This window comes from Pseudomonas sp. HY2-MNA-CIBAN-0224 (assembly GCF_040310285.1).
Taxonomy (GTDB): Bacteria; Pseudomonadota; Gammaproteobacteria; order Pseudomonadales; family Pseudomonadaceae; genus Aquipseudomonas; species Aquipseudomonas helleri.
The window spans coordinates 95,891-117,697 of sequence record NZ_JBEOPQ010000008.1; the positions used below are offsets into that span (position 1 = coordinate 95,891).

A 21,807-nucleotide genomic window follows, 5' to 3' on the forward strand; every position below is an offset into this window, starting at 1 on the left:
CCGTAGGTTTACTCGCGTTTAATCACCATGCCCCCGGACTCCAACAAGGCTTTGACGCTGGGCGGTAGCAGGTCGACAAATGTGCGGCTGATTCTGCGCTGACAGATATTCGTCACGTTGAGCATGCTTTGGGAAAGGTCGAACAAGCCCAGCGCTAACGATTCATTGTCGTACTTGCCCGCAAAAAACCCGTCCATCAAGTGCTTTTGGGTGAGTTCAAACAATGTCAGTTCCGCCAGTGGCATATACAGATCCCTGCGAAGGTAGTGACTCATCTCCCGGTTGAGCTGAAGGCAGGTGGCGGTGGCAATATTTTGCAGCGCCTCCGTGCGTTTAGCTCGGCGCTCACGTTCAATCTCAAACATCAATGGCACAGAGACGACTAACTGTTGCGGGTTATCGCCGGTCAACGGCCGACTCGCGAACCGCCACTCACCCATGACCTTAAGGGCTGCGCCGGCAAAGAGGGGGTGGGTGCTGTAAACGATTTTCGGATTGGCCACCGTGCCATCGGCGTTGACGTCAACCTTGACCTGCACCATCCCGGTCAAGCCCATGCGCCGAAGTTCCATGGGGTATTCAGGCTTGACCATGTGCTTAACGTCAGGGAGCCACGTCTGCGCCCACGCACTCAGTGCCATGAACATCGCCACAAACCCGACTAAGCTTTTCATCACCTTCCCCCCGTACGCTGCGCTCACATGAGCTCAGAGGGGAAGCATGATAGGAGTGTGTCGCCAGGTTTCTCAGCCCATGGGCTCTGATCCTGTTGTGGGATGGCTCCGATTAAACGGACAGAACCCTCAAACTAACCCTTACGGCTTGGCCAACACACAGCGCTTGAGGCGCGCCTCCAGGTTGCGGTCTGGCATGGCGTGGCTGCGCAAGGCGCTGATGGTCTGTTCGACGTAGTCACGGGTGGTACCGTAGCGACCGCTGGCGTTGGCCAGCACCTGGCTGAGTACGCCGTCCGGGAGGTTGCCCGCGTAGCTAGGCAAATGCCGCTCCAGTACAAACCCCAACGCCTGGACCTGGTTACCGTCTTCAAGCCGGCAGTTCAGCCAGTGCGGCCGATAGGAAGGCACGGGCATTTCACGCCGCCACAAGGCGTTGAGCGCCGCTTCAAGGTTGTCTTCAGGCAGGCGATAGGCAAAGCCACTGCACGAGCCACCACGGTCCAGGCCAAAGACCAGGCCGGGCAGTTGCGGCGTGCCTCGATGCTCGTGGGACCACAAATACAAGCCGCGATGGTAGCCATGCACCCGGCCCCGCACCCGCTCGACAGCTGTGCATTCAGGACGCCAGATAAGCGAGCCGTAGGCAAACAGCCAGACCGGACCGCCTTGATGGCACGCCATGGTGGCCTGCAAGGATTGCTGAAGTTGTTCTGGGGTCAGGGGCGCCCCAAGATCGAGTCGCGGAGGGTAAATAACGTTTGTACACGCTGATTCAGAAACAGTTATCACAGAAGGCATGGAGTCCTACAGGCATTGCATGCGGCGTACTAGAAAATAACGTTATGAATCTTATAGCAGTAAAAATGAAATAACCCGCGCGGCAAGACGGATGGCGGCCAGTAATCCGATTTCTTGTAAATCAAGAGCCCCTCACCACCCCTCTCCCGGAGGGAGAAGGAGCTGATTGGGGGATGCTGACGATTATCGGTGGCCTGCTTGCTGCGCGACAGAGCGGCGTCGAAGACGGGGTTACGTCAAGGACGGGGCGCGTAGGCAAACACGTCAGCGCGCATTTGGTGCGCGTCCATGCCCGCTTCAACCAGCGCGTCGAGGGTGCCGTAGATCATGGCAGGCGAGCCGCTGGCATACACCGAGACAGCGCTAAGGTCGCTGATGTCTTCGCACACCGCTTCGTGCAACAACCCGCAACGCCCTTCCCAGCCGCACAAATCACTGACGACCTTGTGCAAGAACAGGTTGGGGATCTGCTGCCAGGCGTCCCACTCTTCCAACGCGTAAAAGTCTTCAGGGCGACGCACGCCCCAGTACAAATGCACCGGATGCTTGAACCCTTTGGCACGGCAATGCTCGATCAGGCTGTGCATTTGCGCCATGCCGGTGCCCGCGGCGATCAGCACCAGCGGCCCGTCCGGCAATTCAGATAAGTGCGTGTCGCCAAACGGCAGCTCCAAACGGATCATGTTGTTGCGTTGCAACTGCTCGATCAGGCTGCGGGCGCTGTCTTCGCGCACCAGCACGTGCAGCTCAAGGTCGCGCCCCGAGTGCGGTGCGCTGGCCAGTGAAAACGCCGACTTCTCGCCGTTTTCACGCTCCAGCATCACGTATTGCCCGGCGTGATAACGCGGCAGTTTGCCCGCCGGTGCACGCAAGCGCACCCGCCACACATCACCACCCAATTCGACACATTCGGTCAACTGACAGGCCAGACTACGCACCGGTAATTCTCCCAACGCAAGGACGCCATCCCACAACACCACGCAGTCTTCCAGCGGCGCCGCCAGGCAGGTGTAGACCTCGCCATGGTCACGGACTTCACCCGCCTGCTCCACCTGCCCTTCAACCAGCAAGGCTGCGCACACGTGGCAATTACCATTGCGGCAGCTTTGCGGGCATTCATAGCCCAGGCGCTGCGCCGCATCCAGAATCCGCTCGCCAGGCAAGGTGTCCAATACGGCGCCTGAAGGCTGCAAGGTTACACGCATCAATCTATTCCTAATTGATTCCAGATGTCATCGATCCGGCGAGTCACGGCCTCATCCTTGACGATGACCCGACCCCATTCACGGGAGGTTTCGCCTGGCCATTTGTTGGTTGCATCCAGCCCCATCTTCGACCCCAGGCCCGAAATCGGCGAGGCAAAGTCGAGGTAGTCGATTGGCGTGTTGTCGATCATCACCGTGTCGCGCTTGGGGTCCATGCGTGTGGTGATGGCCCAGATCACGTCGTTCCAGTCGCGCGCGTTGATGTCGTCGTCGGTGACGATAACGAACTTGGTGTACATGAACTGGCGCAAAAACGACCACACACCGAGCATTACGCGCTTGGCGTGCCCCGGGTACTGCTTTTTCATGGTCACGATGGCCATGCGGTACGAGCAGCCTTCAGGCGGCAGGTAAAAGTCAGTGATTTCCGGGAACTGCTTTTGCAGAATCGGCACGAACACTTCGTTGAGTGCCACGCCCAGAATTGCCGGCTCATCCGGTGGACGGCCGGTGTAGGTGCTGTGGTAAATCGGTTTGATCCGGTGGGTGATGCGCTCAACGGTGAACACCGGGAAGCTGTCGACCTCGTTGTAGTAACCGGTGTGGTCGCCATACGGGCCTTCCGGGGCCATTTCGCCGGGGTGGATCACGCCTTCGAGGATGATCTCAGCCGTGGCCGGCACTTGCAGGTCGTTGCCACGGCACTTCACCAGCTCGGTGCGGTTGCCGCGCAGCAGCCCGGCGAAGGCATATTCAGACAAGCTGTCTGGCACGGGGGTGACGGCGCCCAAAATGGTGGCCGGGTCAGCGCCCAGCGCCACGGACACCGGAAATGGCGTACCGGGGTGTTTTTCGCACCACTCACGGTAGTCCAGCGCACCGCCACGGTGGCTCAACCAGCGCATGATGACTTTGTTGCGGCCAATCACCTGCTGGCGATAAATGCCCAAATTCTGGCGGTCCTTGTTCGGACCTTTGGTCACGGTCAGGCCCCAGGTAATCAGCGGCGCCACGTCTCCCGGCCAGCAATGCTGAACCGGCAACAGGCCGAGGTCGACATCGTCGCCCTCGATGACCACTTCCTGGCACACCGCGTCTTTGACGACTTTCGGGGCCATGGAAATGATCTTGCGAAAGATCGGCAACTTGGACCACGCGTCTTTCAGACCTTTAGGCGGCTCGGGTTCCTTCAGAAACGCCAGCAGCTTGCCGATTTCACGCAGCTCACTCACCGAGTCAGCGCCCATGCCCAGGGCCACGCGCTCAGGCGTGCCGAACAGGTTGCCGAGCACAGGGATATCGTGACCCACCGGGTTTTCAAACAGTAAGGCCGGACCTTTGGCGCGCAATGTGCGGTCGCAGATTTCGGTCATTTCCAGTTTGGGTGACACCGGAACCTGGATGCGCTTGAGTTCGCCGCGCTGTTCCAGGCCGCTGATAAAGTCACGTAAGTCGCGGTACTGCATGCTTGAGCCTCATGTTGGCCGTGGCGTTGGGGCACCGAGTGTAGCGCCCAAGCCGCGTGATCTGAAGGGAGAGCTGCCCAAAATCAAGAAAGGTTAGACAGCAAAAAGCCGGGTTTCCCCGGCTCTTGCTTAACTTCCGGCGATTTACTTGCGCTTCATCGACAGGAAGAACTCATCGTTGGTCTTGGTCTGCTTCAGCTTGTCGATCAAGAACTCGATGGCTGCCACTTCGTCCATCGGGTGCAACAGCTTGCGCAGGATCCACATGCGTTGCAACTCGTCGTCAGCGGTCAGCAACTCTTCACGGCGGGTGCCGGAACGGTTGATGTTGATCGCCGGGAAGACGCGTTTTTCAGCGATTTTGCGGTCCAGAGGCAGTTCCATGTTGCCGGTGCCTTTGAACTCTTCGTAGATCACTTCGTCCATCTTCGAACCGGTTTCAACCAGTGCGGTGGCGATAATGGTCAGCGAGCCGCCTTCTTCGATGTTGCGCGCAGCACCGAAGAAACGCTTTGGTTTCTCTAGGGCGTGGGCATCAACACCACCGGTCAATACCTTGCCGGAGCTCGGGATCACGGTGTTGTAGGCACGGGCCAGACGGGTGATGGAGTCGAGCAGGATCACCACGTCTTTTTTGTGTTCGACCAGGCGCTTGGCCTTCTCGATCACCATTTCGGCAACCTGCACGTGGCGGGTTGGCGGCTCGTCGAAGGTGGAGGCAACCACTTCGCCGCGCACAGTACGCTGCATTTCGGTTACTTCTTCCGGGCGCTCGTCGATCAGCAGAACGATCAAGTGCACTTCCGGGTTGTTACGCGAAATGTTCGACGCAATGTTCTGCAGCATGATGGTCTTGCCCGCTTTTGGCGGAGCAACGATCAGACCGCGCTGACCTTTACCGATCGGGGCGCAGAGGTCGATTACACGACCGGTCAAATCTTCGGTGGAACCGTTACCGATTTCCATCTTCATGCGCACGTTCGGGAACAGCGGGGTCAAGTTCTCGAAGAGAATCTTGTTTTTCGCGTTCTCTGGACGATCGAAGTTGATCGTGTCGACTTTCAACAGTGCGAAATAACGCTCGCCTTCTTTTGGCGGGCGAATTTTACCGACGATGGTGTCGCCGGTGCGCAGGTTGAAACGTCGAATCTGGCTAGGCGAGACGTAGATATCGTCCGGGCCGGCCAGGTAAGAGGCGTCAGCAGAGCGGAGGAAGCCGAAGCCGTCCTGGAGGATCTCCAGCACGCCATCACCGGAGATTTCCTCGCCGCTTTTCGCGTGCTTTTTCAGCAGGGAGAAAATCACGTCCTGCTTGCGCGAACGGGCCATATTTTCTATGCCCATCTGTTCGGCCAATTCGAGCAGTTCGGTAATCGGCTTTTGCTTGAGTTCAGTCAGGTTCATATAGGAATGACGTAATCATTTATGGAGGGGGAAATTAAGCTTTTGGCTTAATGAGGCCGCGCCGCAGAGAAGGCGACAGGATCGCGTACTAATTCGATAAGGAGTGCGTCGGCGACGGCTTGCAGGGGGCAGTGGAGAAACCAGTGCGGGGCCGAATGTACCACTTGAGTTTCATAGCGTCTAGTCCTTGAGCCATGAAAAAGCCCCGCAATTTGCGGGGCTTTTAACAACGCTTAGATATTAGCGTCGAGGAATGCAGCCAGCTGCGACTTCGACAGCGCACCGACCTTGGTGGCTTCAACGTTGCCGTTCTTGAACAGCATCAACGTTGGAATACCACGAACGCCGTGCTTGGCAGGGGTTTCCTGGTTTTCGTCAATGTTCAGCTTGGCAACAGTCAGCTTGCCTTTGTAAGTCTCGGCGATCTCATCCAGAACTGGCGCGATCATTTTGCAAGGGCCACACCATTCAGCCCAGTAATCGACCAATACAGCGCCTTCAGCCTTGAGAACATCGGCCTCAAAGCTAGCGTCGCTAACGTGTTTAATAAGATCGCTGCTCATGGAAGTCTCCGTGGTTGTAAGCAAAAACGTAGCACATCATAGCCGTCATCACCGCGTTCAGGAAGCTGACGGATGATTGTCTATTACTATGGCCGCACATGAGCCTGAGTATGAGCCCTTTCAAAACACGCCGGAGGTGACAAATGCGATCCCGGTGCGTGAAGCCGCCTGGCGTATGTGCTCGCTCATGGCTTTGTGCGCAGGCCCGCTGGCGTGGCGCGCCAATGCGCGAAGGATTTTGCGGTGTTCTTGCCAGGTTTCCATCGCGCGCTCAGGGCGAATAAAGGGCAATTTCTGGCTTTCAAGAAAGATATCGGCCCGGGTTATCAGAATATTCGCCATGGTCTGGTTGCCACTGGCGCGCAAAATAATCTGATGGAACTCAAAGTCCAGTTGCGCCGCCCGGGCGAAGTCCTCGGCGCGCAACTCCAGGCGCATGGCCTCGACATTGTCTTGCAGCACGTCGAGTTCATCACGGGTCAGCCTCACGGCGGCCAATCCTGCCGCCAACCCCTCAAGCGCGTAACGCAATTGAAAGATGTCCTCAGGGCAGGCCTGCGCCGCAAAAGGCCAGTCAGACGCAGTGGCGATCGCTGCGGGCTCGCCTACCGTTTGCACGTACACCCCTTTGCCGGGCTGGACGCTGACCACGCCCAACGCACTCAATGACGACAGCGCCTCACGCAATGATGCCCGGCTGACCCCCAACTGCACCGCCAGATCGCGCTGCGAAGGCAATGCATCCCCCGGCACAAAGCCGCGCTCATCGATCAGTTTACGAATGGCTAACAGCGCCACTTCGGGTACCGCGCGTGCGCTTGAATTCATCACAAATCGACTTGATCGGCTGAGGTTGGAACGTAGTTGTAAAGCTATTGCCGGCGCTCGGCAAGTCACGCCCCACGGCGGTTCAAGCCGTGTACGCAACGCCCGATTGAGGTGCAAAAAGCCCGACAACTGTTCAGACCAGTCCGACCGCCGCAAGCCTTCTGAACCCGGCCTCCCAGCCCTGAAACCGCTGTTGGCATGGCCTGTGCTCTGTCCGATAGCAGACATCACCGTCCGCCCGTTTTGGAGAGTTGCCATGACCCAGCGCTACAGCGCCCTGATATGTGCCATGTTCGCCAGCCTGGTGCTGTTTCAGGCACCGGCCCAGGCCAATCAACTTGATGACGTGATGGCTCGTGGCACCTTGAAGGTTGCCGTCCCGCAAGACTTTCCGCCGTTTGGCTCGGTCGGCCCTGACATGAAACCCCGCGGCCTGGACATTGATACGGCAAAACTGTTGGCCGACCATCTCAAGGTCAAACTGGAACTCACGCCGGTCAACAGCACCAACCGCGTGCCGTATCTGACCACGGGTAAAGTCGACCTGGTGATTTCCAGCCTGGGTAAAAACCCGGATCGCGAGAAAGTCATCGACTTCTCCCACGCCTACGCGCCCTTCTACCTCGGCGTGTTTGGTCCGCCAGACGCAGAAATCAAGACGCTGGATGACCTCAAAGGTAAAACCATCAGCGTCACCCGTGGCGCCATCGAAGACATCGAGTTGACCAACGTGGCGCCTGCCGGTGTCACGATCAAACGCTTTGAAGACAACAACTCGACCATCGCCGCCTACCTGGCCGGGCAAGTAGACCTGATCGCCAGCGGCAACGTGGTGATGGTGACCATCAGCGAGCGCAACCCTAAACGCATCCCGGCCATGAAGCTAAAGCTCAAGGACTCGCCGGTGTATGTCGGGGTCAACAAGGGCCAGCCTGAGTTGCTGGACAAGGTGAACCAGATTCTGAGCGCCGCCAAAGCCGACGGCAGCTTGGAAAAGAATGCGCTGCAATGGCTTAAAGAGCCGCTGCCAGCCGACCTCTGATCACCCGCAACGAGGTCATCATGGCTTATCAGTTCGACTTTTTACCGGTCCTGCAAAACACTGACCTGTTGCTGCGCGGCGCCTTGTTCACCCTGGAACTGACCGCCATCGGCACGCTGTTTGGCGTCAGCCTGGGGATAGTCGGCGCGGTGGTCCGGGCCTGGAACATCCGCCCTTTCGCCGCCTTGTTTGGTCTGTACGTTGAAGTGATTCGCAACACACCGTTTTTGGTGCAGTTGTTTTTTATCTTCTTCGGCTTACCGGGCCTTGGCGTGCACATCAGCGAATGGCAAGCCTCGGCACTGGCCATGGTGATTAACCTCGGCGCTTACTCCACCGAGATTATCCGCGCCGGCATTCAGGCCATCCCCAAAGGCCAACTGGAAGCCGCCGCGGCGCTGGCCATGTCGCGTTTTGAGGCGTTTCGCTATGTGGTCTTGCAGCCCGCGCTGGCCAAAGTGTGGCCGGCACTGAGCAGCCAAATCATCATCGTGATGCTCGGCTCGGCGGTGTGTTCGCAAATTGCCACCGAAGAGCTGAGCTTTTTCGCCAACTTCATTCAGTCGCGCAACTTCCGGGCCTTTGAAACCTACGCCCTGACCACCCTGATCTACCTGTGCATGGCGCTGTTGATTCGCCAGTTACTGAATGCCTTCGGCCGCCGCTACCTGAGCAGGAGTCGCTGATGGACTTTACCTTCTGGGACATCGTGCGCAATTTGCTGGCGGGCCTGCAATGGACCGTCGCGCTGTCCGTCGTGGCCTTTATCGGTGGCGGTCTGATCGGCCTGCTGGTGTTGCTGATGCGCATCTCCAAGAGCCGCTTCGCCCGCACGCTGGCACGCGGCTATATAGAGCTGTTTCAGGGCACGCCCTTGCTGATGCAACTGTTTCTGATCTTTTTTGGCATCGCCTTGCTCGGCATCGACATTTCGCCGTGGATGGCCGCCGCCCTGGCGCTGACGCTGTTTACCAGCGCTTACCTGGCAGAGATCTGGCGCGGCAGCGTCGAATCCATCGCCAATGGCCAGTGGGAAGCGTCAGCCAGCCTGGCGCTAAGCCCGCAGGAACAACTGCGTTACGTGATTTTGCCGCAAGCCTTACGGGTGGCCATCGCGCCCACTGTAGGGTTTTCGGTGCAGGTGATTAAAGGCACCGCCGTCACCTCGATCATTGGTTTCACCGAGCTGACCAAGACCGGCAGCATGCTGGCCAACGCCACTTTTGAGCCTTTTATGGTCTACGGCTTGGTGGCGCTCGGTTACTTCCTCTTGTGCTACCCCTTGTCGCTCAGTGCGCGCTATCTGGAAAGGAGACTGCATGCCTCTGCTTAGAGTTACCGCCCTGCATAAATACTACGGCGACCATCACGTGCTTAAAGGCATCGACCTGAGCGTTGAACAAGGCCAGGTGGTCGCGATCATTGGCCGCAGCGGCTCGGGCAAAAGCACGCTGCTGAGAACTTTGAACGGCCTGGAGTCGATCAACGACGGGGTCATTGAAGTCGATGACGAATACATGGACGCCGCCCGCGCCGACTTGCGCAGCCTGCGCCAGAAAGTCGGCATGGTGTTTCAGCAGTTCAATTTGTTCCCGCACTTGAGCGTCGGCGAAAACGTCATGCTGGCCCCGCAAGTGGTGCAAAAAGTGCCCAAGGCCAAGGCCGCGCAACTGGCCCGCGAGATGCTGGAGCGTGTGGGCCTGGGCGACAAGTTTGATGCCTTCCCCGAACGCCTGTCGGGCGGGCAGCAACAGCGCGTGGCCATTGCCCGGGCGCTGGCCATGTCGCCCAAAGTGCTGCTGTGTGACGAAATCACCTCGGCCCTCGACCCCGAACTGGTCAACGAGGTGCTCAACGTGGTGCGCCAATTGGCCCGCGAAGGCATGACGCTGATTATGGTGACCCACGAAATGCGCTTCGCTCGCGAAGTCGGCGACAAACTGGTGTTTATGCACCAGGGCAAGGTGCATGAGGTGGGCGACCCCAAAGTGCTGTTCGCCAACCCGAAAACCCCTGAGCTGGCGAATTTTATCGGTTCGGTTGAGGTTTAACCCCTGTAGGAGCGAGCTCGCCTCGCGATCTTTTAAAGATCAAAAGATCGCGAGCAAGCTCGCTCCTACATGTTGTGGCGGGGGCTTTTACAGGGGATGTGTGACAAAAATTAGATTGTTTTAAAAATACGAGTTGTCAGGAACAAGCTAACGTCATCTCTTACGTGCTCCATATCAATGCATCGCACATCACGCGTTGGCGCGAGCGTTTGATCGTGGCACGATGGCGAAGTTATCGACCGAGACTCCTCAAACATGCCCCAATCCAAAAGCAAGAATCCGTCCCTGATCGCCGCTATAGACTTGGGTTCTAACAGCTTTCACATGGTGGTGGCCAAGGCTCAGAACGGCGAAATCCGCATTCTTGAACGTCTTGGCGATAAGGTGCAGCTGGCTGCCGGTATCGACGAAGAACGCCACCTCAACGAAGAGTCCATGCAGCGTGGCCTCGATTGCTTGAAGCGTTTTGCGCAATTGATCAAAGGCATGCCCTTGGGCGCCGTACGCATCGTGGGCACCAACGCCTTGCGTGAAGCCCGCAACCGCAATGAATTTATCGTGCGCGCAGAACAAATTCTGGGCCACACCGTAGAAGTCATTTCTGGACGTGAAGAAGCGCGCCTGATTTATCTGGGCGTTTCGCACACCCTCGCCGACACACCGGGCAAGCGCCTGGTGGCCGACATCGGCGGTGGCAGTACCGAATTCATCATCGGCCAACGTTTTGAGCCCCTGCTGCGAGAAAGCCTGCAGATGGGCTGCGTGAGCTTCACCCAACGCTATTTCCGCGACGGCAAGATCACCCCGGCACGTTATGCCCAGGCATACACCGCGGCGCGCCTAGAGCTCATGAGCATTGAGCACGCGCTGCACCGCCTGACGTGGGATGAAGCCATCGGCTCTTCCGGCACCATCCGCGCGATTGGCCTTGCACTCAAAGCCGGTGGCCACGGTGCAGGCGAAGTGAATGCCGAGGGCTTGGCCTGGCTCAAGCGCAAGCTGTTCAAACTGGGCGAAGTGGACAAAATCGACTTCGAAGGCATCAAGCCAGACCGTCGGGCGATTTTCCCGGCCGGGCTGGCGATTCTTGAGGCGATTTTTGACGCCCTTGAATTGCAACGCATGGACCACTGCGACGGCGCCCTGCGTGAAGGCGTGCTCTACGACCTGTTGGGTCGCCATCACCACGAAGACGTGCGCGAGCGCACCCTGAGTTCGCTCATGGAGCGTTACCACGTTGATCTTGAACAAGCCGCACGGGTTGAACGCAAAGCCCTGCGCGCGTTTGACCAGGTGGCCAAGTCGTGGGAACTCGAAGACGGGGTCTGGCGCGAGCTGCTGAGCTGGGCAGCCAAAGTGCATGAAGTCGGCCTGGACATTGCCCACTACCACTACCACAAGCACGGTGCTTACCTGATCGAGCACTCTGACCTTGCCGGTTTCTCACGTGAAGACCAGCAAATGCTCGCGCTGCTGGTGCGCGGTCATCGCCGTAACATTCCAAAAGACAAGTTCGCCGAGTTTGGCGCCGAAGGCATCAAGCTGATTCGCCTGTGCGTGCTGCTGCGTTTTGCGATTTTGTTCTACCACATCCGTGGCAACCAGGAAGCGTCGCAAGTGAAGCTGCGCGCCGATGGCGATCACCTGGAAGTGATCTTCGCTGAAGGCTGGCTTGAACAGAACCCGCTGACCAAAGCCGACTTCGAACAAGAAGCCCAATGGCTGACGCGCGTCGGGATAGTGCTGACTATTTCGTAAGTCGCCCTGCTTTCAAACACATGTGGGAGCGGGCTTGCTCGCGATGGGATCGACGCGGTTTGTTTGAAACACCGCGCCGCCTGAATCGCGAGCAAGCCCGCTCCCACAGGGTTATGTAGGGTTTACACCGACGGGCCGGTGCTGACGGTCAGTACCGGCAGGCTCAGGCGCTCCAGCAGGGTCGCTTGGGCGCTGCGCGGGTTCTGGTTGCCGGTCGGCGTGTTGCGCACGTAACGGCCGTCAGACTGCAGGCTCCAGCTGTGGGTGTTGTCGGTCAGGTAGCATTCCAGCTCCTTCTTGACCCGCAGAATCAGCTTTTTGCCCTCTACCGGGAAGCACGTCTCGACACGTTTATCGAGGTTGCGCTCCATCCAGTCAGCACTCGACAGGAACATCTGCTCTTCGCCGCCATTGAGGAAGTAGAACACCCGTGTGTGCTCCAGGAAGCGGCCAATGATCGAGCGCACGTGGATGTTGTGCGAGACGCCCGGAATGCCCGGACGCAAGCAGCACATGCCACGCACCACCAGATCAATGCGCACGCCGGACTGGCTGGCCTTGTACAGCGCGCGGATGATTTTCGGGTCGGTCAGCGAGTTGAACTTGGCGATGATGTGCGCAGGCTTGCCCTCTAACGCAAACTGCGTTTCGCGGGCAATCATGTCGAGCATGCCTTTTTTCAGGGTAAACGGCGCATGCAGGAGCTTTTTCATGCGCAGGGTCTTACCCATGCCGATCAGTTGGCTGAACAACTTGCCGACGTCTTCGCACAGTGCATCATCCGACGTCAGCAAGCTGTAGTCGGTGTACAGGCGCGCGTTGCCGGCGTGGTAGTTACCCGTACCCAAATGCGCGTAACGCACGATCTCGCCCGCTTCACGGCGCAGAATCAGCATCATCTTGGCGTGGGTCTTGAAGCCCACCACCCCATAGATCACCACGGCACCGGCGGCTTGCAGACGGCTGGCCAGTTGCAGGTTGGACTCTTCGTCAAACCGCGCACGCAATTCGATCACCGCGGTCACTTCTTTACCGTTACGCGCGGCATCCACCAGCGCATCGACGATCTCAGAGTTGGCGCCGCTGCGGTACAGGGTCTGGCGTACAGCCAGTACATGCGGGTCTTTGGCCGCCTGACGCAGCAGATCAACCACCGGGGTGAAGGACTCAAACGGGTGCAGCAGCAAGATGTCCTGCTTGCTGACCACGCTGAAAATGTTCTCGCTGTTCTGCAACAGCTTCGGAATCGCCGGGGTGAACGGCGTGTATTGCAGCTCCGGGTGGCTGTCCAGACCGGTGATGCTGAACAGACGCGTGAGGTTTACCGGGCCGTTAACCTGGTACAACTCGGTCTCTTGCAGGTTGAACTGCTTGAGCAGGTAGTCTGACAGGTGTTTCGGGCAGGTGTCGGCCACTTCCAGACGCACCGCATCGCCGTAGCGACGCGAGAACAGCTCGCCGCGCAGGGCACGGGCCAAGTCTTCTACATCTTCGGTGTCCACGGCCAGGTCGGCGTTACGGGTCAGACGGAACTGGTAGCACCCCTTCACCTTCATGCCCTGGAACAGGTCATCGGCGTGGGCGTGAATCATCGACGACAGGAACACATAGTTGTCGCCTGGGCCACCGACCTCTTCAGGCACTTTGATCACACGTGGCAACAAGCGCGGTGCCGGGATGATCGCCAGGCCGGAATCGCGGCCAAAGGCGTCGATGCCTTCAAGCTCAACGATAAAGTTGAGGCTCTTGTTCACCAGCAGCGGGAAAGGGTGCGTCGGGTCGAGACCGATCGGGGTGATGATCGGCGCGATTTCATCGCGGAAGAACTTGCGCACCCAGACCTTGATCTTGGTGTTCCAGTAACGGCGACGGATAAAGCGCACCTGATGCTTTTCAAGCTCAGGCAGCAGAATGTCGTTGAGGATCGCGTATTGGCGATCAACGTGGCCGTGTACCAGCTCGCTGATCCGGGCCAGCGCCTGGTGCGGCTGCAAGCCATCGGCGCCCGCTTGTTCGCGGGCGAAGGTAATTTGTTTCTTCAGGCCCGCCACACGAATTTCGAAGAATTCGTCCAGGTTGCTGGAGAAAATCAACAGGAACTTCAACCGCTCAAGCAGCGGGTAGGACTCATCCAGCGCCTGCTCAAGCACCCGGATGTTGAATTGCAACTGCGAGAGTTCACGGTGGATATACAGGCTGCTGTCATCCAGACCCGGAATGGCAATGGCTGGTTGCGCCGCCGCTGGCGCTTCAGGCGCAGCAGGTGCGTGAGCTTCCGGCACGGGCGGTGTCTCAGTGGCCTGCTCCACAATGGGCTCAGCCTCAGTAGCAACGAGTTCTGTCTGTCCTTCGGTATTCATTGAATGTTCCTGTAAGAGCGGGTTTGACTCTCGTGACCGTTTAGCGGCGCGTGCAATCAAGCTGCCAGAATGCCACCAACGCCAATGGGTTTAAACCGCTCATAGGCGCTTTATGCGGGCTGGAGCCGATTAGAGGGCTTTTTGTCAATTTTGTTCTGCAACGATGCTTATTGTGGGAGCGGGCTTGCTCGCGATGGCATCGCCGCGGCGATCCTGAAGAACCGCAGCGGCTGAATCGCGAGCAAGCCCGCTCCCACAGATGTTGAGCACTGTCCATCTACGCGCGACCGTTATAGCAATGTGTCATGAATCCTAGATGACAACCCTTATGATGTAGGTCAAATACTTACGATTTGTAGGAATTGTTCATGAGAAGACACAGTTCGATACTTTCCTGAACGTCCCTTAAGGCGTAGGCTGCGCGTTCATTTCTCCAGCATCCAGACAATGCTCCAACAATTTCTTCAAGAATTCGGTTACTTCGCCCTGTTTCTAGGGACGTTCTTTGAAGGTGAGACCATCCTGGTTCTCGCAGGCTTCTTGGCGTTCCGCGGATACATGGACCTTAAACTGGTCATGATCGTGGCGTTCCTCGGCAGTTATGCCGGCGACCAGCTGTGGTACTTCCTGGGGCGCAAACACGGCCGCAAATTGTTGGCGCGCAAACCGCGCTGGCAACTCATGGGCGACAAGGCGCTGGAGCATATCCGCAAGCACCCGGACATCTGGGTATTGAGCTTCCGCTTTGTGTACGGTCTGCGTACCGTCATGCCCGTGGCCATTGGCCTTTCGGGCTACCCGCCGGGCCGCTACCTGCTGCTCAACGGGATTGGTGCCGCCATTTGGGCCGTTGCCCTGGCCACCGCCGCCTACCACTTTGGCGCCGTGCTGGAAGGCCTGCTAGGCAGCGTCAAAAAGTACGAGCTGTGGGTACTGGGCGCCTTGCTGGTGCTGGGCGGCTGCCTGTGGCTGCGCCGGCGCTTCAAAAACGCACGCCTGGCCAAACAGACCGCGCTGGAAGAAAAAAACAAAGCCGCTGAAGTTAACACCCCACCAGCGGAATAAGCCGGTGTGTGCGCTCGCACACACCCTCTCCCTGGGCGCTGCACCGCAGCGCCTGCGTGATCGCGGAACCTCCCACTGGCATCAGTTGCCAAATAAAGAGACAGTAACGCCACGAACAAGGAGACCCACCATGACCACCAAAAATATTGCCGTTGTTCTTTCCGGCTGTGGCGTCTATGACGGCACCGAAATCCACGAAAGCGTGATCACCCTGCTGCGCCTCAGTCAGCGTGGCGCCCACGTGCAATGCTTCGCGCCGAACATTGCGCAACTGCACGTCATCAACCACCTGACCGGCGAAGAAATGCCCGAATCGCGCAATGTGCTGGTCGAGTCGGCGCGGATCGCCCGCGGCGAGATCAAGGACATTCGTGAAGCCAAGGTGGACGACTTTGACGCACTGATCGTACCCGGCGGGTTTGGCGCCGCCAAAAACCTTTCTAGCTTCGCCACTGAAGGCGCTGCCTGCAGCGTTCAACCCGATGTTCTGGCCCTGGCTGAAGCCTTTGCCGAGGCGGGCAAGCCGATCGGTTTGATGTGCATCTCACCGGCCATTGCCGCCAAAATCTACGGCCCTGGCGTGATCTGTACCATCGGCAAAGACGCAGACACCGCCGCTGCGGTAGAAAAAATGGGCGGCACTCACCAAGAATGTGAAGTCTCTGACATCGTCGAAGACAAAGCCCGCAAACTGGTCAGCACCCCGGCCTACATGCTGGCCCAGTCCATCAGCGAAGCCGCTTCTGGCATCAACAAAATGGTCGACCGCGTCCTGGAACTGACCCAGCACGCGTAATCAGCCCCGCGCGAGGCGGGTCAGAATCCGGTCCAGTGCATTGGCGAACGCCTGCTTGTCGCGTTCGCCATAAGCACCCTGCCCGCCGCCGACCTGGCCTTGCTCACGCAGATCGGTAAACAGATTGCGCACCGCCAACCGCTCGCCCATGTTCTGCGCGTCAAACTCTTTACCGCGCGGGTCCAGCGCTGCCACGCCCTTCTTCACCAGCCGGTCGGCCAGCGGCACATCGCTGCAAATCACCAGCTCGCCGGGCACGGCGTGCTCGACCAAATAGTCATCCGCCGCATCCGGGCCACTGGGCACCACAATCAGCTTAACCAACGTATACGTCGGCTTGACCTGACTCTGCCCGGCCACCAACACCACCTCAAACTGACGCTTGAGCGCGAATTTGATGACCTGATCCTTCGCAGCCTTGGGGCAAGCGTCTGCGTCGATCCAGACACGCATGGGGGTAGCTCCACATTAAGTAATAAGGTGAAGGCTAGCATTTTCCGACCACCCCCTAGCAGCCCACAGGCTTAGCCATTGATTTTGTATCCGCCCCCTTCTGCACCTTCATGCAACGCCGACTGAATACGTTCATACAGCGCATTGGCTTCTGACGTGGTGATGGAACGCGAACAATCGCGAAGCACCACCCTCAGCAAAACGTTTTCCTGACCCGGCAAAAGGCCCAGCCGCTCAATCGCCTGCACGGGCAGATCCGCCATGGCCCATCGGCCTTTAATGAGCATTTCTTCAATCAAGGCCGCGTTATCCCCCGCTGCCAGCAACATCTTTTCGGTCAGCACCTCTTCACTCAAGCCCGGTGTCACGGCCAGCGAAATATCCCGTGAGATGGAGGGCAAACGCGAAACCGCCTTCCAGGGGAGCAGATCATGCAGTTGCGCCTGAACGCGCTCATTGGGGTCACGCAGCAGACGAATATCCGGGATACCTTTGCGCAGCATGGTCAGGCGATCCAGACCCATGCCCAACGCCAGTCCACCATGCTTGGCAGGGTCCACACCCAGTCTTTGCAACAGTGAGCGGGCAATACAGCCACACTCAAGCACTTCAATGGGCTGCTTATCCAGGAGCAGGTTTACTTCAATGCCACCCTCTGTGTAGTGATGCGGGCTGCTCTGATAAATCCACGACATGCCGGGTACTGAACATTCAAGGATATCTGCGACCAGCCTGAGCAAATGCTCACGCGTTGAAAGTTGCGGATCGCCCAAGACCCAAATATCCATCTGATGAGGTTCTGCGCAATGCCACCTGTCGCGGCTGTCCCGTCTGAAGGTGATCCCGGGCGCCGCCAATAAAATAAGCTCCCCGGCTTTACGATTCTGCGCCGCCTGCTGCAATGCCTTTGGAATCTGACTGGTGGTTTGAGTGCGCAGGAGCGAATGCTCATCCACCCAACGCGTGTGTTCACTGCCCAAGGTGACTTCAGCAGGATCATAGCCAAGCAATCCATAGTTTTCTTGCGCAGACACTATTCGGGGCCCTCTTAAAACCTGTGCATCAGGCCAGCCTCGCGCTTTCAACCCTTCAAGCACTTCATCTAATAAAAGGCCAATAGCATGAGCAGGGTGCTTCAACTCTGTGAGGTCATTAAGTTCAAGAGCCTCATTGACCAAGCGGGCACACAAATAAGCTTTAGATGAATGCATAACCATCCCTCATTCGAGCCACGGTAAATTCCCATGAATACTTTATAAGGGTCCGAATCTAGATCAAATACGCACCTTCTCACAACGAAAATTAATAAAAATACCTGAACAGCATCTAACATCAGACATGGACTACATACACTTCCTACACAAATAACCGAATAAACCACAAGTGGAATTCCAAACACCGAAACGATATAACCAGACAAAAATAGAACTACCCTTTTTAAAAATATCGCCCTATAACTTATCTACCTCCTGAAAAACAGGAGCCCTATCAATAAGGATAATAAAGATGACTGACCTGACTGTTCCAAAACCAAAATTCAACCGCATAACTTCTGGCCCGGATAATTTTGGCTGGGCACCCCTTGTATGGGCTTACCAGCCAGACTAATCACCGATAAACCAATGCCTATGTGAGTGCCTGTAACCCCATCAGCGGGCACTCACTTTTTCAGAGGATATGCGTGTGCCCACAAAAATTGCACCTCTAGACTTTAAGGACTCTTGGATTATTTCTGACAACGACGATTTTCTTCGAGAGTGCACCGCTGTTGGCTTTAGCACACAATCACTCAACCAAATCGAACACCTCCCGGCTTGCAGTGTCGTGTTCTCATTTTGTAATGATGCAGCGCGTAAAACATTCGACATAGCAAAGCATGCCTCAAGCAAACAAAGCGTCTTCTGCGCAACGCATGTTTTTGAACCATCAGTCAAAAGTGCACTGTACGGTTTATCGCTCATCATTAAGAGCGATTTTTATGCTGCGCTCCACAAGCAAAAACTCATTTTGGCATGGCTGGATGCTCACACACAGTTCGACGTAAAGGGCCAGCACGCGGACGCCAGCGTCATCATTTCAAAAGACGCTACGCCCTACGCCATGATCGAAGAAGATATAAGCAGCAACTTCATTTTTTCAGCTGCTGAATTTTTCGAAGTTCATTACGCCCATATGAATGCCCAGACTGCCTGTCCTTTTCAGTTCAACGGTCACTTAACCATCTTTGGCATTCTTACTGTTCTCAGAAAGCACCCACTCTTACCCGATAACGATTTAAAGCTGGCACTAGAGCAATTAACGCTGGATGTGGCACAACACACCGCACTCTTGACTGTTGAGCACAATACAATTACCTCATTTAAAGTTAATCATATTGAGCACATCACTTTGCTTGAGCAGGCGGCAGGCTCTAGAGGGTTGAAACTGACAGAATTTGCAGTCGGGGTTAATGATGCCATCGCCCCGTTTATTGATTACTCCATTAACTCCCAAATGAACGAGGGGATTGGCGGAATACATGTTGCTCTGGGCGATGGATCGTCGGGCTATCACATTGATTTTCTATGCCCCGGTGCGGTGTTCAGACCTGCGCCACCCCTGTAGCCGCTGCCTGCGGCTACAGGGGTACGGTACTTAAGAACCCTGTTCCCGACGTTTTTCAGCCAGTCTGCTAGGGCTGTAGAGCACGATGATCGCCAGGATGGCGATGGCTTGTGCGCTGAGCGAGTAGGCGTCTGCGTGGATGCCGAGCCAGTCGAACTCGAAGAACGGCACAGGTCGTGTGCCAAAGATCCCGGCTTCCTGCAGGGCTTTGACGCCATGGCCGGCGAAGACGACGGACAAGGCGCACAGCAGCGCGGCGTTGATGCCGAAGAACACGCCCAGTGGTAATTTGGCTGAGCCGCGCAGGATGATCCACGCCAGGCCGATCAGCAGCACCAGCGCCGTGGCACCGCCCGCCAGCACGGCGTCATGTCCGGCTGGGCCCGCTTGCAGCCACAGGGTTTCGTAGAACAGGATCACTTCGAACAGTTCGCGGTACACCGAGAAGAACGCCAGTACAGCGAAACCAAACCGCCCGCCGCCGCTGACCAGGCTGCTTTTGATGTAGTCCTGCCAGGCATCGGCATGGCGGCGGTCGTGCATCCACACGCCCAGCCACAGCACCATGACGCTGGCAAACAACGCGGTGCAGCCTTCGAGCAGTTCGCGCTGGGCGCCGCTGACGTCAATCACGTAGGCGGCCAGCGCCCAGGTGGCCAAGCCCGCGACCAGTGCCAGCCCCCAGCCGATGTTGACGCTGCGTACCGCCGATTGCTGGCCGGTGTTGCGTAAGAAGGCGAGGATAGCCGCCAGCACCAGAATTGCTTCAAGGCCTTCACGCAGCAGAATCAACAAGCCCGAAATGTAGCTCAAGGACCAGCTCAAGCCATCGCTGCCCAGCAGCCCGGCCGACTCTTTGAGCAAGGCTTTGGCGGCGTCCAGACGCTGCTCGACCTGTTCGATTGGCAAGCCGTCCTGCAGCGATTGCCGATACGCCATCAAGGCTTTTTCGGTGGTTTTACGCACGCTGCTGTCGACGTTGTCCAGCGAGCTTTCCACCAGCTCAAAGCCTTCCAGGTAGGCGGCTACAGACAAGTCGTAGGCTTGTTCACGATCACCCTCGCGATAGGCCGCCAGGCTTTTGTCCAGAGTTTGGCTGGTGTAGTCGAGCAACTGCGCCGGGCCACGCTTGACCTGCGGCGGCTGTGCCCGTTGTGCGCGGAACGTGGCTGCGGCTTGCGGGCCTTCTGCGGCCAGCACTTCGCCCGGGGTCTGACGGGCTAATTCAGCGAGGTCGTAGGTTTTGTCTGCTTTAGCCGCCGCTGGGTCTGCACTTAGGCCGGCCACATAGGTGGCCAGGTCCCAGCGCTGACGGTCGTCCAGTTGGTCGGCAAAAGCAGGCATGTCAGTGCCTTCAACGCCCAGCGCCAGGGTGTTGAAAATGGCGTAGAGGCTCAGGCGGTCAAGACGCGCAGCATCGCGCAGGTTGGCCGGTGGCGGGGTCATGCCCATGCTGGCCGGGCCGTCCCCGGCGCCGGTGGCACCATGGCACACCGAACAATGCAGGGCGTACAGCGGCTCACCGCGCGCAGGATCCGGGGTAATCACCGGCGCTTGGCTGACTTCGTAGGCGACGGCCAGCTTGGCCCCCAACTGGCGTGCCTCACGGGCGACCTTGGCGCCGTCTTCGCGCTGTTCAATGGCCGATTGCAGGGCCTCAACACCTTGTGCCAGCTCCGCACGCTCAGGGCGTTCAGGCAAGTCGGCAATCAGACCCTTGAGGACGGTGAGGAACTCTAACTGTTCGCGATACTCGGTTTCGTCGATGACTTTGCCGTCTTCGACCGTAGGCGGATAGTCCGCACCGATGTAGTCAATAAGGTGCAACGCTTGGGAAGCACCTTCTGGGGAATTGGCTGAAACAGCGAGGCTGCACAACGCGAGCACTGGCACCATCAGCCAGGCCAAACAGCGCGATCGGGCGGTCATTGAAAGATCCGGGTGGAAATGAGAAGTAACACATTGTTCACTTCCAATGACCGCGACTCAAGATTTTTAGGTCGTGGCGCGGTGCAACGTCGCCAGAAACCCTGCGGCACCCACGAACAAACCGGCAAAGGTGCGGTTCAGACGGCGCTGCTGTTTGGGCGTGCGCAGCAGGCGCAGGACCTTGGACGCCAAGCCCGTATAACCGGCCATGACGATCAGATCGACGGCGATCATGGTCACGCCCAGGGTCAGGTACTGACTCACCAGCGGCTCGTTCGGGTTCACAAACTGCGGCAGCACCGCGAGCATGAACACCAGGGCTTTGGGGTTGCTGACATTCACCAGAAAGCCACGGAACACCAGCGCCAGCGGTTTGCCGATGGGGCGGATGGCCGAGTCGTCGCTGAGGTCGGACGGCAAGGCACGCCATTGTTTAACGGCGAGGTAAACGAGATAAGCCACGCCAAACCATTTGATCGCGTAGAAGGCGGTGGACGACGCGGCGAGGATGGCCCCGACACCGGCGGCGACAATGAAGATTTGCAGGGCCAGACCCAGTTGCAGGCCCAACGCATTCCAGTAGCCACGCCAGAAGCCGTATTGCAGGCCGCACGACATCGACGCAATGGCGCCTGCGCCAGGCGACAGGCTAATGACCCAGCAAGCAGCGAAAAAGGCCAACCACGTTTCCAGCGACATCGCACACCTCGGACAAAAACTGTAACAAGTCCTTAAGCTAATGCGCGGGCTGAAAATTAACCAGATGTTTTTGCGGATATTACGTGTAGGAGCGAGCTTGTCTCGCGAT

General features: G+C 57.7%; 20 protein-coding genes. 8 read left to right on the forward strand and 12 right to left on the reverse strand.

The annotated features are described in order from the left end of the window. Positions 1 to 8 precede the first annotated feature (8 nt). The 7 genes from AAEZ03_RS07085 to AAEZ03_RS07115 all read right to left on the reverse strand — a co-directional run bounded on the left by AAEZ03_RS07085 (position 9) and on the right by AAEZ03_RS07115 (position 6,941). Positions 9 to 674: an energy transducer TonB gene (locus AAEZ03_RS07085; RefSeq protein ID WP_185059648.1), complete on the reverse strand. Its 666-nt coding sequence runs from the start codon at positions 672 to 674 to the stop codon at positions 9 to 11. A gap of 141 nt (positions 675 to 815) precedes the next feature. Continuing rightward, positions 816 to 1,475: a gamma-glutamylcyclotransferase gene (locus AAEZ03_RS07090; protein WP_153326046.1), complete on the reverse strand. Its 660-nt coding sequence runs from the start codon at positions 1,473 to 1,475 to the stop codon at positions 816 to 818. A 236-nt stretch (positions 1,476 to 1,711) separates the two neighbouring features. After that, a complete protein-coding gene (locus AAEZ03_RS07095; RefSeq protein WP_153326048.1) occupies positions 1,712 to 2,680 on the reverse strand; it encodes a CDP-6-deoxy-delta-3,4-glucoseen reductase in 969 nt (322 codons plus the stop codon). Then, the gene (ubiD, locus tag AAEZ03_RS07100) at positions 2,680 to 4,146 is read right to left on the reverse strand and encodes a 4-hydroxy-3-polyprenylbenzoate decarboxylase (protein WP_048390472.1); all 1,467 of its coding nucleotides are present in this window, start codon (positions 4,144 to 4,146) and stop codon (positions 2,680 to 2,682) included. The genes AAEZ03_RS07095 and ubiD overlap by 1 nt, the downstream gene beginning before the upstream one ends. A gap of 144 nt (positions 4,147 to 4,290) precedes the next feature. Continuing rightward, entirely contained in the window at positions 4,291 to 5,550 is a 1,260-nt protein-coding gene (gene rho / locus AAEZ03_RS07105) for a transcription termination factor Rho (RefSeq protein WP_048366890.1), read from the reverse strand. A 233-nt stretch (positions 5,551 to 5,783) separates the two neighbouring features. Beyond that, positions 5,784 to 6,113 (reverse strand): thioredoxin TrxA, encoded by a 330-nt coding sequence (gene trxA, locus AAEZ03_RS07110; protein ID WP_003206727.1) that lies wholly within the window; start codon positions 6,111 to 6,113, stop codon positions 5,784 to 5,786. A 120-nt stretch (positions 6,114 to 6,233) separates the two neighbouring features. Next, complete coding sequence (locus AAEZ03_RS07115; protein ID WP_123750970.1) at positions 6,234 to 6,941, reverse strand: FadR/GntR family transcriptional regulator; 708 nt, start codon at positions 6,939 to 6,941, stop codon at positions 6,234 to 6,236. A 256-nt stretch (positions 6,942 to 7,197) separates the two neighbouring features. Between AAEZ03_RS07115 and AAEZ03_RS07120 the strand changes: the two genes are divergently transcribed. From AAEZ03_RS07120 to ppx, 5 genes are all read left to right on the forward strand, one after another. Then, positions 7,198 to 7,983, forward strand: a complete 786-nt coding sequence (locus AAEZ03_RS07120; protein ID WP_123750969.1) for a transporter substrate-binding domain-containing protein — start codon at positions 7,198 to 7,200, stop codon at positions 7,981 to 7,983. Positions 7,984 to 8,003: 20 nt separating this feature from the next. Then, a complete protein-coding gene (locus tag AAEZ03_RS07125; RefSeq protein WP_048366893.1) occupies positions 8,004 to 8,669 on the forward strand; it encodes an amino acid ABC transporter permease in 666 nt (221 codons plus the stop codon). Then, positions 8,666 to 9,316 (forward strand): amino acid ABC transporter permease, encoded by a 651-nt coding sequence (locus tag AAEZ03_RS07130; protein WP_350577238.1) that lies wholly within the window; start codon positions 8,666 to 8,668, stop codon positions 9,314 to 9,316. The genes AAEZ03_RS07125 and AAEZ03_RS07130 overlap by 4 nt, the downstream gene beginning before the upstream one ends. Next, positions 9,303 to 10,034 carry an amino acid ABC transporter ATP-binding protein gene (locus tag AAEZ03_RS07135; RefSeq protein ID WP_048390478.1) on the forward strand — a complete coding sequence of 244 codons (732 nt, stop codon included), beginning with the start codon at positions 9,303 to 9,305 and terminating at the stop codon, positions 10,032 to 10,034. Before AAEZ03_RS07130 ends, AAEZ03_RS07135 begins: the two co-directional genes overlap by 14 nt. Positions 10,035 to 10,289: 255 nt before the next feature. Continuing rightward, positions 10,290 to 11,792, forward strand: a complete 1,503-nt coding sequence (ppx, locus tag AAEZ03_RS07140) for an exopolyphosphatase (RefSeq protein ID WP_048366896.1) — start codon at positions 10,290 to 10,292, stop codon at positions 11,790 to 11,792. Between the two features lie 122 nt (positions 11,793 to 11,914). Here the strand turns inward: ppx and ppk1 are convergent, their stop codons facing one another. Further along, positions 11,915 to 14,152 carry a polyphosphate kinase 1 gene (gene ppk1 / locus AAEZ03_RS07145; protein WP_048366897.1) on the reverse strand — a complete coding sequence of 746 codons (2,238 nt, stop codon included), beginning with the start codon at positions 14,150 to 14,152 and terminating at the stop codon, positions 11,915 to 11,917. A 447-nt stretch (positions 14,153 to 14,599) separates the two neighbouring features. Between ppk1 and AAEZ03_RS07150 the strand changes: the two genes are divergently transcribed. Next, positions 14,600 to 15,217 (forward strand): DedA family protein, encoded by a 618-nt coding sequence (locus tag AAEZ03_RS07150; protein WP_048366898.1) that lies wholly within the window; start codon positions 14,600 to 14,602, stop codon positions 15,215 to 15,217. A gap of 130 nt (positions 15,218 to 15,347) precedes the next feature. After that, positions 15,348 to 16,013 carry an isoprenoid biosynthesis glyoxalase ElbB gene (gene elbB / locus AAEZ03_RS07155; protein WP_048366899.1) on the forward strand — a complete coding sequence of 222 codons (666 nt, stop codon included), beginning with the start codon at positions 15,348 to 15,350 and terminating at the stop codon, positions 16,011 to 16,013. Here elbB and AAEZ03_RS07160 read toward each other — a convergent pair whose 3' ends face one another. Then, positions 16,014 to 16,466: a YaiI/YqxD family protein gene (locus tag AAEZ03_RS07160; protein ID WP_048366900.1), complete on the reverse strand. Its 453-nt coding sequence runs from the start codon at positions 16,464 to 16,466 to the stop codon at positions 16,014 to 16,016. It lies immediately after the preceding gene. A 71-nt stretch (positions 16,467 to 16,537) separates the two neighbouring features. Beyond that, a complete protein-coding gene (srmL, locus tag AAEZ03_RS07165) occupies positions 16,538 to 17,677 on the reverse strand; it encodes a PheS-related mystery ligase SrmL (RefSeq protein ID WP_350577224.1) in 1,140 nt (379 codons plus the stop codon). A 466-nt stretch (positions 17,678 to 18,143) separates the two neighbouring features. Here srmL and AAEZ03_RS07170 point away from each other — a divergent pair, with 466 nt between their 5' ends. Next, a complete protein-coding gene (locus AAEZ03_RS07170; protein ID WP_350577226.1) occupies positions 18,144 to 19,070 on the forward strand; it encodes a CgnE/CgnB domain-containing protein in 927 nt (308 codons plus the stop codon). Positions 19,071 to 19,100: 30 nt separating this feature from the next. Here the strand turns inward: AAEZ03_RS07170 and AAEZ03_RS07175 are convergent, their stop codons facing one another. Next, positions 19,101 to 20,999, reverse strand: a complete 1,899-nt coding sequence (locus tag AAEZ03_RS07175) for an FTR1 family protein (protein ID WP_350577229.1) — start codon at positions 20,997 to 20,999, stop codon at positions 19,101 to 19,103. A 66-nt stretch (positions 21,000 to 21,065) separates the two neighbouring features. Beyond that, entirely contained in the window at positions 21,066 to 21,698 is a 633-nt protein-coding gene (locus AAEZ03_RS07180) for a LysE family transporter (RefSeq protein WP_048366902.1), read from the reverse strand. Between the last annotated feature and the right edge of the window lie 109 nt (positions 21,699 to 21,807).